We start from the raw sequence: 14,093 nt of genomic DNA, 5'->3' as shown, positions 1-14,093 counted from the left end.
GGAGGAGGGGGCGGCGGCGGTTCCTTGGGCTTGGGCGGTTCGATGAACTCGCTCATGATTTCCACCGGAATGATCACTTCGGCGGCCTTGCGGATCAGGCCGCTCTGCAGCGCCCAGAGTGCGGCCACATGGAACAGCACCACGCTGCCCGCGATGACGGCGTTGCGGGACAGGCCCAGCGCCGTGGGAGGAGACGAAGAAAAGCGGTCGGACACGATTTACCCATCGATCAGGATCTGCCGGAGGCAAACCCTAGTGCAGCACAAACCGCTGTCTATTTGCGAAAAATCCACCAGACCGAGCCGGCGACGAAGATCAGGCTGCCAGCGAGTGCGGAGAAGAGTTCCATGCGCTGCTTTCCTGGATGGAAGTGGCAAGCTGGATGGTCCGGGCCCCGTCGTCGCGGTTGAGCGCGGCGACCGGGTGCGAAGCACTGCACTGCGCGACCACGTCGCGGGCGCAGCCTTCGCATCGACCACATTGCGTGGCAACACCCAGCTCGAACTGCACTTCGTCGAAGGTCATGCCGGCGCGCACATGACGTGCGATTTCCCGGTCGGACACTCGGCGGCACACGCAGACGATCATGGCAGTGAAGGCGCTTTGGCTGGCTGGTTGAAGAAAGCCAATTATAAATACGAATTTGTCGCATTTGCAATGACTATCCCTTGGCGCTGGCCGGGGTACCGTCTCGCCGCCCGTTTCAGACCTCCGACCACATGCGCAGCAGGTTGTGGTACTGGCCGGTCAGCGCCACCGTTTCCTCGGATTCGCCCAGGCGTGCGCGCAGCTTCTGGATCGTCTGGTCGAGCTCGAACAGCATGGCGCGCTGTGCGTTGTCGCGCACCATGCTCTGCAGCCAGAAGAAGGAGCACACCCGGGCGCCGCGGGTCACCGGCGTCACGCGGTGCAGGCTCGAGGCCGGGTACAGGATCAGGTCGCCGGCCGGCAGCTTGACCTCGTGCACGCCGTAGGTGTCGACCACTTCGAGCTCGCCGCCGTCGTAGTCCTCCGGTTCGGCCAGGAACAGCGTGCAGGACAGGTCGGTGCGCAGCTGCTGGCCCGCACCGGTGCGGCGCACCGAACCGTCGACGTGCAGGCCGTAGTGCTCGCCGCCCTCGTAGCGGTTGAACAGCGGCGGCACGAAGCGCAGGGGCAGGGCCGCCGAGAAGAAGAGGGTGCTGCGCGCGAGCGCGGCCAGCACCAGGCCGCCGAGCTGGGCCGTGACCGGCGATTGCTCGGGCAGCTGCCGGTTGCGCTTGACCTGCGCGCCCTGCGCGCCCACCGTCTCGCGCCCGTCGACCCAGTCGGTCGCGTCCAGCGCGGCGCGCATCTCGTTGACCTGGGCCGCGCTCAGCACCTCGGGAATGTGCAGCATCATTTCAGCAGTCTCACGATGAAAAAAGCCCCGGCGGGACGCCGAGGCTGGGAGTGTCGCACCCGGGCGGATGCGACGGGCTGACGCAGGTCAGAAGGCGAAGTTGGCGGTCAGGCGCGCGGTGCGCGGGGCGCCCGGCGTGTAGCGGTAGCCGCTCTTGTTGATCGCCGCGACGTAGTCCTTGTCGAACACGTTGTACAGGTTGAACTGCAGGTCGATGTTCTTGTTGATGCGGTAGGAGGCCATCGCGTCGAACACCCAGTAGGCGTCGACCGTGGCCGGCGTGCCGACCGCGCCGTCGGTGCCGCGGTGCAGCTTGCCGTTGTAGCGCGCGCCGCCACCGACGGTCAGGCCGAAGGGCAGCACGTAGGTGGTCCAGGCGGTGAAGGCGTTCTTGGGCGTGTAGGCCAGCGCGGTGCCGCCGTCGGCCAGCACCACCGGGCCGCTGGCGACCTTGGTGTCCATGGTGGTGAAGCCCGCGCTTACGCCCCATGCGTCGGTGATGGCACCGGCCGCGCCGAGCTCGATGCCCTGGACGCGCTTCTTGCCGGTCTGGTAGTACAGCTGCGAGACCGCGTCCTGCACCACTTCGTTGGTCACGTCGGTGCGGTAGATCGCGGCCGTCAGCGCCAGGCGCTTGTTCAGCACGTCCCACTTGGTGCCGAACTCCACGGTCTTGGCCTTCTGCGGGTTGAAGTCCACGCGCGCCGCGCTGTTGCCGGTGCCGCCCGCGCTCAGCGCGAAGTTGGCGCCGCCCGGCGGCTGGGCCGCGGTGCCGTAGGCCGCGTAAACGCTGCCGTTCTCGGCCGGCTTGTAGACCACGCCGATCTTGCCGGTGAACAGGTTGTCCGACAGCTTGAGCGAGGTGGGCATCAGCGTGCCGACCGGCAGCGTCGGCGCCGTGGTGGCGGTCGACAGCGTGGCGGCCGTGTAGTCCGTGCTGTAGTGGTCGAAGCGCAGGCCGCCGGTGATCTGCCACTGCTCGTTGAGCTTGAGCGTGTCGAAGGCGTACAGGCCGATGGTGGTGGTCGTGCCCTTGCTGTCGGCGCCGCTGCGGATGCGCTGGTAGCCCGTCACGTTCGGGTCGGGCGCATAGAGGTTGGCCGCGGGCCAGTAGCCGTTGTTGACCGGACGGCCGTTGGAGGTGGCGGCCGGGCCGAAGAAGCCGCGGCTGCTCTGTTCCTCGCGCATCAGCTCGACGCCGGCGCTCACCGAGTGGCCGATCGAACCGGTGTTGAACTTCGCGTTCAGGTTGGTCTGGTTGGCGAAGATCGTGTTTTCCTGCAGCTTGTTGGTGGGCAGGTTGCGCGTCACGGTCCAGGTCGCGGGATTGCCGGGCACGGGCGTGGCGAGGAACGATCCGGTGGCGGCCGGCAGGGCGCCGTTGGCCGGCAGGCCGCCGCCCATGAAGGCTGTCAGCATGTAGTCCTGCGAGGTCTTGCCGTAGCGCGTGGTGTTGCGGATCGTCATGTCCGGCGTGATGTCGTGCTCGACCCGGGCCGTGAACATGTCCGACTTGACCTTGTCGAAATCGGAGCTGGTGCCGTAGAAGTTGCTCGAATTCACGCGCGCGGCGGAGTTCAGGAAGGTGCGGCGGCCGGCGAAGGCCAGGTTGTCCGGCGAGGTGTAGCCGGGCAGGCCGATGGTCGGCACGCCGCCGTCGGGGATGTTGTCCTGCTGCACGTGAACGTAGTCGAAGAACAGGCGCGTGGGCGTGTTGAGGCCCAGCGCCAGCGAGGGCGCGACGCCCCAGCGCTTGTTCTTCACCACGTCGCGGCCGGCAACGTCGGCGTCTTCGCCGATCACGTTCAGCCGGAAGGCCGCGCCCGCGCCGTTCTCGCCGCTCAGCGCCTTGTTCCAGTCGAGGCTGCCGCGCTTGTAGCTGTCGGTGCCCAGGCCGACCGAGCCGGTGAAGCTGTCCTCGAGCTTGGGCTTCTTGGTGATCAGGTTGATGTAGCCGGTGGGCGAGGTGCGGCCGACGTCGGTGCCGGCCGGGCCCTTGACCACTTCGACCTGCTCGATGTTGAACACGTCGCGCGAGACCGAACCCAGGTCGCGCACGCCGTCCACGAAGATGCTGCTGGAGCTGTCGAAGCCGCGCATGTAGATCGCGTCGCCGGTGCTGGTGTTGCCGTTCTCGCCCAGGTAGAAGGCGCTCGCGCCCGGCGTGTTGCGCAGGGCTTCCGACAGCGTGGTCGCGCCCTGTTCGCGAATGATCTGTTCCTTGATCACCGAGATGGTCTGCGGCGTGTCGACCAGCGGCGCCGTGAACTTGGTGTTGGCCGAGGTGTCGGCCTTGTAGTCGGCGGCGGTGGTGGAATCCTGCACGCGCACTTCCTTGAGCGTGTTGGCGGTCTGCGCGGCCACCGGCATGGCGAAGGCGGCCAGCGTGGCGGCGGCGATGCCGCTCAGGGGGACGATGGCGCGTGTTGTGGTGTGCTTGCGACTTTGGATATAGGCCATGGGTGTTCTCCGTAAGAGACGGGAAAAATATGAGAACTCGACTGGCGGATCAGGCGCTGCACACGGACGTGTGCAGGCGGAAGACTGGCTGGGTGGAGGTGCCCCTGGGCGGCTGCGCGAGGCGTGCGAATGATAATGACTATCAATACTGCGTGTCACGAAATGCGCAAAAGTTGTTGCTGAACTGCAACGAAGCGCGGCGACAGGCTGCGTGACGTGTCAGTACACGTCGCGCCGGTAGCGGCCGCTGGCCGTGAGTTCGCGCACCGTCGCGTCGCCGGCGATCTGGCGCAGCGCCGCGTCGACGCCGCCGGCCATGCCTTGCAGGCTGCCGCAGACGTAGACCGCCGCGCCGCGCGCCAGCCAGGCCTGCACCGCGTCGCTGGCCTGCAGCAGGCGGTGCTGCACGTAGAGGCGCTCGGCCTGGTCGCGCGAAAACACCCGGTCCAGCCGCTGCAGCACGCCTTCGGACTTCCAGGCGTCGAGTTCGTCGCGGTAGAGCTGGTCGTGGGCCGCTTGACGCTCGCCGAACAGCAGCCAGTTGTCGTGCTGGCCGGCCCGGGCGCGTGCCCGCAGGTGGCTGCGCAGGCCGGCCAGGCCGGTGCCGTTGCCGATCAGGATCAGCGGGCGCCCCGCGTTGTCGTCGAGCCGGAAGTTGCGGTGCGCGCGCACGCGCAGCGCGACCGAATCGCCCAGGGCCAGCGTCGAGGTGAGCAGGCCCGAGGCCTTGCCCAGCGTGCCGTCCGGATGGCATTCCTGGCGCACCAGCAGCTGCAGCTCGCCATCGGCGGCCAGCGAGGCGATGGAATAGTCGCGCGGCCGGCCGGGGTCGTCGGCCAGCGCGACCTGCGCCAGGTCGCCGGATTGCCACTGCATCGCCACGCCCGCCGGTGGCCGCAAGCCCAGGTGGAAGACCGGGCCGCCTTCGCTGCCCGCATTGAGCAGCGTGCGCGAGACCAGCTGCCAGGGCGCGAAGGCCTCGTCTTCCGTGGCTTCGAGGGCGCCGCCGCCCCATTGCGCATGCCATTCGGCCAGCGCCGCCGGGTCGCCGTTGTCGACCTCGATGCGCGGCGCCAGCGGCACGGCGCCGCAGGACTGCAGCCAGTCGTCGAGCGCGCGCGCGAAGCCGCAGAAGTGGGCGTACTGGCGGTCGCCCAGCGCCAGCAGCGCATAGCGCAGCGCGGGCAGGGCCGGCGCGGTGCCCATCAGGGTTTCGGTGAACAGGCTCGCGCCGTCGGGTGCGTCGCCCTCGCCGTAGGTGCTGGCGACGAACAGCGCCTGTTGCGCGGCGTGCAGCGTGGGCGCGTCGAGGTCGTTGAGCGACATCACGCGCGCCGGCGTGCCCTGGGCGTGCAGCGCGCGCCCGGTCTGCCAGGCGATGGCTTCGGCCTGGCCGGTCTGGCTGGCGAACAGCACCAGCACGGGCGGCTGCTGGCCGTCGCCCGCCAGCGCGCTCGCCGCCCGCGCGTCGGCCGCGCGACGGCGCCGTTCGCGCCGCCAGATCGCCAGGCACATCGCCGCATAGGCCAGCAGCATCAGGCCCGCGGCCAGGGCGCGCACAAGAGGCTCGGTCATCTTCAGGGGTTGAGTGCGCGCCAGGCCTCGGTCGCCGTCACGCGCGGCGCGCTGCCGTCGCGGCAGACGAAGAGCGCGGCGAGGCCGTGGCGCTGCGCGAAGGCCGGGCCGTCGACCGCCCCCAGCACGGTGAGCGCGGTGGCCAGCGCATCGGCCTGCATGCAGCGCGCATGCAGCACCGTGACCGAGGCCAACGCGGCCGAGGCGGGCTCGCCCGTGCGCGGGTCGATGGTGTGCGACCAGCGGCGCCCGCCGTGTTCGTGCGCATGCCAGCGATCGCCCGAGGTGGCGATGGCGAGATCGTTCAACGCCACCGGCGGCAGGTCTTCGCCGTCCGCATCGACACGCACGCGCCAGGGCGCGCCGCCGGGGCGCTGTCCCAGGCCGCGCAACTCGCCGCCCACTTCCACCAGCAGGTCGCGCAGGCCCAGCGCCTGCAGCGCCTCGGCCACCTGATCGACCGCGAAGCCCTTGGCCACGCCGGAGAGGTCCAGCGAGAGTCCGCCAGGCTGGGTGATGCAGCCTGCGGCGGCATCGAATGCGAGCCGCCGCCAGCCGGTGCGCGAACGCGCGTCGGCCAGTGCGGCGGGGGAGGGGGTCTGCACCGCGCCGGATGCGTCTTGTGCGTGCGCGCCGAAGCCCCAGAGCGCAACCAGCGGGCCGACGGTCGGGTCGATCGCGCCCTCGCTGGCCTGCGCCCAGTGCAAGGCACAGCCCAGCACCTCGGCAAAAGCCGGCGGCAGCGCCTGCCGGCTGCCGGCGGGGGCGGCGTTGAAGCGGCTGATGTGCGATCCGCTCTCCCAGGTGCTCATCTGGTCGATCACGCGGTCCAGTGCCGCCTGCACCGTGGCCTCGACGGCGTCCAGCGCGCGCATGGCGGGGTTGTCGAACACCAGCGACCAGGTCGTGCCCATCGTGCGACCGGCCAGCTTCTGCAGGCTGGCTGGATCGGCGCGGCGCGGCGCGGCCGCATTCGCGTAGCCGCCGGCGCGCCAGGTGGCGAAGGAAGGGCGCTGCGTCACGGCGGCTGCGTTCGGAGCCGCAAGGCTCAGGGCATCACTTCCACGGTGGCGGCGTAGCTCAGGCGGCGTTCCTTGGCCTGCGGCAGCGTGGTCTTGCCGTCCTTGGTGCTGGCGTCGATCCAGTACATGCCGGCCGCGGGCCAGGTCACGCTGAACTGGCCCTTGGCGTCGGTCTTGAGCTTCAGCTCGCCCAGCGCGTCGCGGTACTGCGTGTTGCCGGCGGTCACCGTGACCTCGAGGTCCTGGGCCGGCTGGCCGTCGACGTGCAGCGTGAAGCTGGACTTCTCGCCCTTGGCCAGGTCGGTGAGCGCACCGCTGGACGCCACCAGTTCCAGGCCCTGGCCGATGGCCTTGGGCGCGGAGGGCTTGCCGACCGAGACGAAGGTCTCGATGCGGCCGATCGACTGGGTGATGACCACGTCCTGCGCGTCGGCCGGGACGTCCTTGGCGATGGATTCGGCCGTGCCGCGCGCGCGCTTGGCCTGGCCCGTGGCCTTGTCCTTCCAGCTGGCGAAGGCGCCGTTGTTCACCACCGCGATGCGGTAGGTGCCCGGCAGCGCCGCGTTGACGTCGAACACGCTGCGGTGCTTGAGCTTGGCTTCGCTCTCGGCCTTGACCGCGCTGCCGTCGGGTGCCGTGATCTGCAGATTCTCGAGCCGCATGGCCGCGTGGTTGGCGACGAACAGGTCGTTCGAGATCGCGGCGTCGACCGAGATGGTGTCGGGCTTGGACAGCACGGTGGAGGAGGGCAGCAGCCAGGCGTTGTGCGCATGGGCGGCGCCGAGCGTGGCGGCCAGGGTCGCGGCCAGGGCGATGGAGCGAAGCGAGAGGTTCATGTCGGTGTTCCGGTAATGGGTGGGATCGGAGAAGCTCAGGGCTTGAGTTCGAGTTTGATTTCGCCCAGTTCCGTGCTTCCGCTGGCGCTCTGCTGGTCGGTCTTGGTCGGCGGCCATTGGAAGGGAATCGTCACCACCTCGCGGCCGCCGACTTCGCGCGCGGCCTCGACCACGAACTTGTAGGCGCCCGGTGCGAGCTTGGCGGTCGCGGCATCGGCCAGGGCGACCTGGTGCTTGCCGGCCGGCTTGGTCGCGCCGGTCACGCCGTCGATCGGCACCTCGAGTTCGCGGCCGGTGCGGCGCCACCACTGGCGCAGGTCCTTGAGCCACTTGGTGCCCTCGCCCTCGGGGTTGTTGGTCTTGGTCCGCACGTCGTACCAGACGACGACCGTGGCGGCCACGCTGTTGTCGGCGCGCTCGATCCAGGCCGCCACGTAGGGCCGGTGGTACTCGGAAGCGTTGATGCGCGGCACCTCGATGCTGGCGCCGAGACCGGCCGCGAAGACGGGGGCGCCGAACAGGGCGGCGAGCGCTGGCACGGCCAGGGAGTAGCGGACTTGCACGGAGAAGCCTTTCTGTCGAAGGAACGATCTAGTGGATGAACAGCAGTGCCAGCAGCACCGGGATGACCAGGCCCATGCCGACCATCGGCCAGGTGAAGGGCCGGTTGCCGGCGTGCATCTTGAGGATGAAGAGGCCGGTGATCGAGAACACCAGCGCGGCGCCCGCGAAGATGTCGATGAACCAGCTCCAGGCCACGCCGGTGTGGCGGCCCTTGTGCAGGTCGTTGAGGTAGGAGATCCAGCCGCGGTCGGTGCGCTCGTACTCGACCTCGCCGTCGTCCAGGTTGAGCCGCATCCAGGCGTCGCCGCCGGGGCGCGGCAGCGACAGGTAGATCTCCTCGTCCGACCATTCGGCCTCGCCGGGCGTGTCGAGCTGCCAGTTCTTCTTCGCCCAGGCCTGCAGTTCGGCGGGCAGTTCGGCCCGGCCCTTGCGGGCCTTCACGATCTCGCCCGCCTGCTGCGCGAGCCGCTCGCGCTGGGCCGCATCGACGCTCGCGCGCAGCGTGGTGATCCTGGGCTTGGACTCGATTTGCGAGGCGTGGTTGAGCGTGAAGCCGGTGACCGCGAACAGGATCATCCCGATCAGGCACAACGCCGAACTCACCCAGTGCCATTCGTGCAGGGTCTTGAGCCAGTAGGCACGTCGGCGGTTGTCGGGAGCGGAGGCGGTCTTCATTGGAAGGGCCGGATTCTAGCCCTTCAAATGAGAATGAATGTCATTCTTGGCCCTGTGGCCCGATGGAGAAAAGCGCCCGCACCCTCCGCGCGCCCGAGGGGCGATGCTCCGGATTCCATAGCGTGTGAAGTTGCGTAAAGGGCCGGCGCGCCCATAAAAAACGGGACCGAAGTCCCGTTGTGCAAAGCGAAGCGCGGCGGGCCGTTTACTGGATCTCGCCCATCTGCGACTGCAGGTAGTTCTGCAGGCCGACGCGGTCGACCAGGTCGATCTGGGTTTCCAGGAAGTCGATGTGCTCTTCGGTGTCGTCGAGGATCTTCTGCAGCAGGTCGCGCGAGACGTAGTCGCGCACGGTCTCGCAATGCGCGATGCCGGCCTTGATGGTCGCCTGGGCGCCGTACTCGGCCTTGAGGTCGCAGGCCAGCAGCTCGGGCACGTCTTCACCCACGTTCAGCTTGGCGAGGTCCTGCAGGTTGGGCAGGCCGTCGAGCATGAAGATGCGGTCCATGAGCCAGTCGGCGTGCTTCATCTCGCCAATCGACTCTTCGTATTCCTTCTTGGCCAGCTTGTCCAGGCCCCAGTGCTTGAGCATCCGGTAGTGCAGGAAGTACTGGTTGATCGCAGTCAGCTCGTTCTTGAGCTGCGCCTGCAGATGTTCGATGACTTGTGGGTCGCCCTTCATGATCGTTTTCCTTGTTCTGAAAGAGGGGATTGTCCCGGTCCTCGCGGGGCCCGCGCAAGCAATCCCATGCGCGGCCGGTCTGCATGCGTACGAGGGTGATAGGCGTTCGTATTCGGTCGGTCGCGGGCCGCGGCCGGCCTTTGTTTTTCATAGGGGCCGCCGATGCAGTCGATAGTTCAATGCTATGAATTTGTCCTAATTGGTAGCTATACTCATGGCTCGCACCAAATTTTGTCCACCCGCAGTTCCAAGGAATCACCATGTCCCTGATCAATACCGCAGTCCAACCCTTCAAGACCCAGGCCTACCTCAACGGCAAGTTCATCGACGTGTCCGACGAGACGCTCAAGGGCAAGTGGTCGGTCCTGATCTTCATGCCCGCGGCCTTCACCTTCAACTGCCCGACCGAAGTCGAAGACGCGGCCGACAACTACCCCGAATTCCAGAAGCTGGGTGCCGAGGTCTACATCGTGACCACCGACACGCACTTCTCGCACAAGGTCTGGCACGACACCTCGCCGGCCGTCGGCAAGGCCAAGTTCCCGCTGGTGGGCGACCCGACCCACACGCTGACCAACGCCTTCGGCGTGCACATCCCCGAAGAAGGCCTGGCACTGCGCGGCACCTTCGTGATCAACCCCGACGGCATCATCAAGACCGCCGAAGTGCACTCCAACGAAATCGCCCGCGACGTGAAGGAAACGCTGCGCAAGCTCAAGGCCGCCGTGTACACCGCCGCCCACCCGAACGAAGTCTGCCCGGCCAAGTGGAATGAAGGCGACAAGACCATCGCGCCGTCCTTCGACCTCGTCGGCAAGATCTAAGCGCCCCGCGCGGAAAAGCCCGGGCGCTCACGAGGCCCCGGGCCTTTTTGGCCCCAGTTGATAGTTTTAAGATATCGAAAGTGAGTCCTCCATGCTCGACGCCAGCACCAAAGCCCAATTGAAGAGTTACCTCGAACGCGCCACCCAGCCGATCGAGATCGTCGCCTCGCTCGACGACAGCAAGGCCTCGGGCGAACTGCTGTCGCTGCTGAAGGACGTCGCCGAATCGTCGCCGCTGGTCACGCTCAGCGAAAGCCGCGACGACAACCACCGCAAGCCCTCGTTCTCGGTCAACCGCCCGGGCGAAAACCATGGCCCGCGCTTCGCCGGCCTGCCGATGGGCCATGAATTCACCTCGCTGATCCTGGCCTTGCTCCAGATCGGCGGCTATCCCCCGAAGGTCGAGCAGGAAGTGCTCGACCAGATCAAGGCGCTCGACGGCGATTTCGAATTCGAGATCTACGTCTCGCTGACCTGCCACAACTGCCCCGACGTGGTCCAGGCGCTGAACCTGATGGCAGTGCAGAACCCGCGCATCCGCACCACCATGATCGAAGGCGGCACTTTCCCGGCCGAGGTCGCGGAACGCCAGATCATGGCCGTGCCCACCGTGTTCCTGAACGGCACCGAGTTCGGCCAGGGCCGCATGAGCCTTGAGGAAATCCTCGCCAAGATCGACACCAGCGGCGTCGAACGAGAAGCGAAGAAGATCGATGCCAAGGCCCCGTTCGACGTGCTGGTCGTCGGCGGCGGCCCGGCCGGCGCCGCCGCGGCCGTATATGCCGCACGCAAGGGCATCCGTACCGGCGTGGCCTCGGAGCGCTTCGGCGGCCAGGTGCTGGACACCATGGGCATCGAGAACTTCATCTCGGTCAAGGAAACCGTGGGTCCGAAGTTCGCGGTGGCGCTCGAGGAGCACGTGCGGGCCTACGACGTTGACATCATGAATCTGCAGCGCGCCGCGGCGCTGGTGCCGGGTGACGACTATGTCGAGATCAAGCTTGAGAGCGGCGCCTCGCTCAGGAGCCGCACCGTGATCCTGTCGACCGGCGCGCGCTGGCGCAACATCAACGTGCCGGGCGAGCACGAGTTCAAGAACAAGGGCGTGGCCTACTGCCCGCATTGCGACGGCCCGCTGTTCAAGGGCAAGCGCGTCGCGGTGGTGGGCGGCGGCAACTCGGGTGTCGAGGCCGCGATCGACCTGGCCGGCATCGTGGGCCATGTGACGCTGATCGAGTTCGACAAGCAGTTGCGCGCCGACGAAGTGCTGCAGCGCAAGCTGCGCAGCCTGAAGAACGTGGACGTGTTCACCAACGCGCAGACCACCGAGATCACCGGCGACCAGACGGTCAACGGCCTGGTCTACAAGGACCGTGCGAGCGGCGAACTGCACACCGTGGCGCTCGAAGGCGTGTTCATCCAGATCGGCCTGGTGCCCAACACCGACTGGCTCAAGGGCACGGTCGAGCTGTCGAAGCACGGCGAGATCGTGGTCGATGCCCGCGGCCAGACCTCGGTGCCGGGCGTGTTCGCCGCGGGCGACGCGACCACCGTGCCGTTCAAGCAGATCATCATCGCGGCCGGCGACGGCGCGAAGGCCGCGTTGAGCGCCTTCGACCACCTGATCCGCACGCCGGCACCGGCGGAGCAGGCCGAGAAAGCCCTGGCTGTCGCCTGAGGTCATTGCTTCAGATGAGAATTGTTCTCATATAATTTGGCGCCCCGGGCATCGTGCCCGGCCACCGCCAGCCAGACGAGCCGCACGAGGTGCGCGCACCGGTCCAGCGAGCAGTTTCAACCACTGTTCCTTGGACCTTCGTTTTGGCCTCCTCCCTTCCTTCCCCCCATCGTCTTTCCGTCCTCTGCTCGCTGATCGCTATCGGCTTCGGCATGGCATCGCCGGCCTCGGCGCAGCAGGCCGCAGGCGTCCGCACGGCCGCACTGGGCGAGGTCGTGGTGAGCGGCTCGCGCACCGAGCAGAAGAAGGACGACCTGGCCGCCAGCGTCGAGGTGATCGACCGCGAGGCCATCGAGGCGCAGCAGATCCACGACATCCGCGGCGCGGTGCGCGAGCTGCCCAACGTGTCGGTCAAGCGGGCGCCGGCGCGCTTCGGCCTGGCCTCGGGCAACACCGGCCGCGACGGCAACGCGGGCTTCAACATCCGAGGGCTCGACGGCAACCGGGTGCTGCTGCTGACCGACGGCATCCGCTCGCCGCGCAGCTACGTCTTCAGCGCCAACGCCTTCGGCCGCGACTACTTCGACATCGGACTGGTCGAGCGCATCGAGATCATCAAGGGGCCGGCGTCGGCGCTCTACGGTTCCGACGGCCTCGCGGGCCTGGTCAACTTCATCACGCGTGAACCCGCTTCCTTCCTGCAGGAGGGCAAGACCTTCGGCGGCAGCGCGAGCGTGGGCTATAGCGGCGACGACAAGGGCTGGCACACCGGCCTCACGCTGGCCGGCAAGCCCAGCGACACCGTGCAGTGGCTGCTGTCGGCGAACCTCAACCGCGCGCACGCACTCGACAACATGGGCGACAACGACGCGGCCAACATCGACCGCACCACGCCCAACCCCGAGCGCAGCCGCGGCAATTCGCTGCTGGGCAAGGTGATCCTCACGCCCAACGCCGACCAGCGCCACAGCTTCACCTTCGAGCATGTCGAGAAGACGTCGCGCTACGACCTGCTCTCAGGCATCGCCAAGCCGCCCTATGCCGCGGCTTCGGTCATCGGCCTGAACGCCAAGACCGACCAGGAACGCAACCGCCTGACCTACGATGGCCGCCTGCGCGTGGACTCGGCGCTGGCCGACAACCTCCAGGCCGTGGTGAGCTACCAGAAGGCCAATTCGCGCGAATTCATCTTCGAGGACCGCTTCAGCTCGCCCGACCGCAGCCGCGACGTGACCTACGGCGAGAACACGCTGCAGCTGGGCCTGCAGGCCGACAAGACGATCCGCATGGGCAGCGACTGGGCGCAGCGCATCACCTACGGCTTCGACTACACGCTGGCCAAGATCGAGAACCTGCAGACCGGCATGGTGCCGCCGGCCGGCGAGAGCTACCCGCTCAAGCGCTTCCCCGACACCAAGGAACGCACCAGCGCCTTCTACGTGCAGGACGAGTTCATCCACGACCGCTGGAGCATCACGCCGGGCGTGCGCGTCGACCATTTCTCCATCGACGCCGACCAGGTCGGCTTCAACGCCACCGCGGTCTCGCTGTCGGATTCGGCCGTGTCGCCCAAGCTGGGCGTGCTGTTCCGCGCCGCGCCGCAGTGGAGCGTCTACGGCAACTACGCCGCGGGCTTCAAGGCGCCCAACGCCTTCCAGATCAACAACTTCTTCGAGAACATCACCTCGGGCTACAAGACCATCCCGAACCCGAACCTCAAGCCCGAGAAGAGCCAGAACTTCGAGTTGGGCCTGCGCGGCCGCACCGGCATCGTGAACTTCGACGTGGCGGCCTTCACCGGCAACTACCGGGACCTGATCGAGAACGACCGGCTGGTCGGCGGCCGCGGCATTCCGCGCATCGATCCGCTGATCTACCAGTCGGTGAACATCGGGCGCGCGCGCATCAGCGGCTTCGAGATCAAGGGCGAGGTCGACTGGACCGCTTCCGGCAAGGGCTTCTCGCTGCCCTTCGCCTACGGCCAGACGCGCGGGCGCGACCGCACCACCAACACGCCGCTCAACTCGGTCGATCCGCAGAAGCTCTACGTCGGCCTCAAGTACCAGGCGCCGGTGTGGAGCGTGCGCCTCGATGCGGTCCACCATTCGGCCAAGAAGAGCGCCGACGTCGACCACAGCGAGATCGTCGCGGCCACGCGCAACCCGGCCGCCACGCAGTTCGTCACGCCCTCGGCCACCACGCTGGACCTGAGTGCGCAGTGGCGCATCCGCAAGGACTTGCGCTTGAACGCGTCGGTGGTCAACCTGACGGACAAGAAGTACTGGATGTGGAGCGACGTGCGCGGTGTGGCGTCGAACTCGAACATCCGCGACGCCTACACCCAGCCCGGCCGCAGCTTCAATGTGTCGCTGGTGGCCGATTTCTGATTCATGCCT

General features: G+C 67.6%; 12 protein-coding genes and 1 pseudogene. 3 read left to right on the top strand and 10 right to left on the bottom strand.

All coding sequences use genetic code 11. The features are described from left to right. The 10 genes and pseudogenes from A9977_RS17825 to bfr all read right to left on the bottom strand — a co-directional run. Window positions 1-218, bottom strand: a pseudogene (locus A9977_RS17825) (energy transducer TonB); the annotation flags it as partial. Window positions 219-315: 97 nt separating this feature from the next. Beyond that, on the bottom strand, window positions 316-588 hold the full coding sequence (locus A9977_RS17820) for a bacterioferritin-associated ferredoxin (protein WP_183026212.1): 273 nt from the start codon (window positions 586-588) through the stop codon (window positions 316-318). 115 nt (window positions 589-703) lie between these two features. Next, window positions 704-1,381 (bottom strand): Fe2+-dependent dioxygenase, encoded by a 678-nt coding sequence (locus A9977_RS17815; RefSeq protein ID WP_183026211.1) that lies wholly within the window; start codon window positions 1,379-1,381, stop codon window positions 704-706. A gap of 87 nt (window positions 1,382-1,468) precedes the next feature. After that, a complete protein-coding gene (locus A9977_RS17810) occupies window positions 1,469-3,841 on the bottom strand; it encodes a catecholate siderophore receptor Fiu (RefSeq protein WP_183026210.1) in 2,373 nt (790 codons plus the stop codon). A 219-nt stretch (window positions 3,842-4,060) separates the two neighbouring features. Beyond that, complete coding sequence (locus tag A9977_RS17805; RefSeq protein ID WP_183026209.1) at window positions 4,061-5,416, bottom strand: sulfite reductase subunit alpha; 1,356 nt, start codon at window positions 5,414-5,416, stop codon at window positions 4,061-4,063. 2 nt (window positions 5,417-5,418) lie between these two features. Further along, window positions 5,419-6,438, bottom strand: a complete 1,020-nt coding sequence (locus A9977_RS17800) for an FAD:protein FMN transferase (protein ID WP_183026208.1) — start codon at window positions 6,436-6,438, stop codon at window positions 5,419-5,421. Between the two features lie 26 nt (window positions 6,439-6,464). After that, window positions 6,465-7,274 (bottom strand): DUF4198 domain-containing protein, encoded by an 810-nt coding sequence (locus tag A9977_RS17795; RefSeq protein WP_183026207.1) that lies wholly within the window; start codon window positions 7,272-7,274, stop codon window positions 6,465-6,467. A 35-nt stretch (window positions 7,275-7,309) separates the two neighbouring features. After that, window positions 7,310-7,837, bottom strand: coding sequence for a DUF2271 domain-containing protein (locus A9977_RS17790; RefSeq protein ID WP_183026206.1), 528 nt, complete (start codon window positions 7,835-7,837; stop codon window positions 7,310-7,312). A 28-nt stretch (window positions 7,838-7,865) separates the two neighbouring features. Then, window positions 7,866-8,513, bottom strand: a complete 648-nt coding sequence (locus tag A9977_RS17785; protein WP_183026205.1) for a PepSY-associated TM helix domain-containing protein — start codon at window positions 8,511-8,513, stop codon at window positions 7,866-7,868. Window positions 8,514-8,718: 205 nt separating this feature from the next. After that, window positions 8,719-9,195: a bacterioferritin gene (gene bfr / locus A9977_RS17780; RefSeq protein ID WP_183026204.1), complete on the bottom strand. Its 477-nt coding sequence runs from the start codon at window positions 9,193-9,195 to the stop codon at window positions 8,719-8,721. A 260-nt stretch (window positions 9,196-9,455) separates the two neighbouring features. Here bfr and ahpC point away from each other — a divergent pair, with 260 nt between their 5' ends. The 3 genes from ahpC to A9977_RS17765 all read left to right on the top strand — a co-directional run bounded on the left by ahpC (window position 9,456) and on the right by A9977_RS17765 (window position 14,084). Continuing rightward, window positions 9,456-10,019 (top strand): alkyl hydroperoxide reductase subunit C, encoded by a 564-nt coding sequence (ahpC, locus tag A9977_RS17775; RefSeq protein ID WP_183026203.1) that lies wholly within the window; start codon window positions 9,456-9,458, stop codon window positions 10,017-10,019. A gap of 91 nt (window positions 10,020-10,110) precedes the next feature. Next, window positions 10,111-11,697 (top strand): alkyl hydroperoxide reductase subunit F, encoded by a 1,587-nt coding sequence (gene ahpF / locus A9977_RS17770; protein WP_183026202.1) that lies wholly within the window; start codon window positions 10,111-10,113, stop codon window positions 11,695-11,697. Window positions 11,698-11,909: 212 nt separating this feature from the next. Continuing rightward, complete coding sequence (locus A9977_RS17765; RefSeq protein ID WP_183026201.1) at window positions 11,910-14,084, top strand: TonB-dependent hemoglobin/transferrin/lactoferrin family receptor; 2,175 nt, start codon at window positions 11,910-11,912, stop codon at window positions 14,082-14,084. Window positions 14,085-14,093 lie beyond the last annotated feature (9 nt).

The organism is Variovorax sp. UMC13, from assembly GCF_014170375.1.
In the GTDB taxonomy this organism is placed as follows: domain Bacteria; phylum Pseudomonadota; class Gammaproteobacteria; order Burkholderiales; family Burkholderiaceae_C; genus Variovorax.
The sequence above is the reverse complement of the archived record's forward strand: the minus strand, read 5'-3'. Positions and strand labels throughout refer to the sequence as shown.

What these genes read in the sequence shown, in the direction of transcription:
- bfr (WP_183026204.1), bottom strand. Translation starts at nt 9,195, where the DNA reads ATGAAGGGCGACCCACAAGTCATCGAACATCTGCAGGCGCAGCTCAAG.
- A9977_RS17810 (WP_183026210.1), bottom strand. Translation starts at nt 3,841, where the DNA reads ATGGCCTATATCCAAAGTCGCAAGCACACCACAACACGCGCCATCGTC.
- A9977_RS17815 (WP_183026211.1), bottom strand. Translation starts at nt 1,381, where the DNA reads ATGATGCTGCACATTCCCGAGGTGCTGAGCGCGGCCCAGGTCAACGAG.
- ahpC (WP_183026203.1), top strand. Translation starts at nt 9,456, where the DNA reads ATGTCCCTGATCAATACCGCAGTCCAACCCTTCAAGACCCAGGCCTAC.
- A9977_RS17765 (WP_183026201.1), top strand. Translation starts at nt 11,910, where the DNA reads ATGGCATCGCCGGCCTCGGCGCAGCAGGCCGCAGGCGTCCGCACGGCC.
- A9977_RS17820 (WP_183026212.1), bottom strand. Translation starts at nt 588, where the DNA reads ATGATCGTCTGCGTGTGCCGCCGAGTGTCCGACCGGGAAATCGCACGT.
- ahpF (WP_183026202.1), top strand. Translation starts at nt 10,111, where the DNA reads ATGCTCGACGCCAGCACCAAAGCCCAATTGAAGAGTTACCTCGAACGC.
- A9977_RS17785 (WP_183026205.1), bottom strand. Translation starts at nt 8,513, where the DNA reads ATGAAGACCGCCTCCGCTCCCGACAACCGCCGACGTGCCTACTGGCTC.
- A9977_RS17805 (WP_183026209.1), bottom strand. Translation starts at nt 5,416, where the DNA reads ATGACCGAGCCTCTTGTGCGCGCCCTGGCCGCGGGCCTGATGCTGCTG.
- A9977_RS17795 (WP_183026207.1), bottom strand. Translation starts at nt 7,274, where the DNA reads ATGAACCTCTCGCTTCGCTCCATCGCCCTGGCCGCGACCCTGGCCGCC.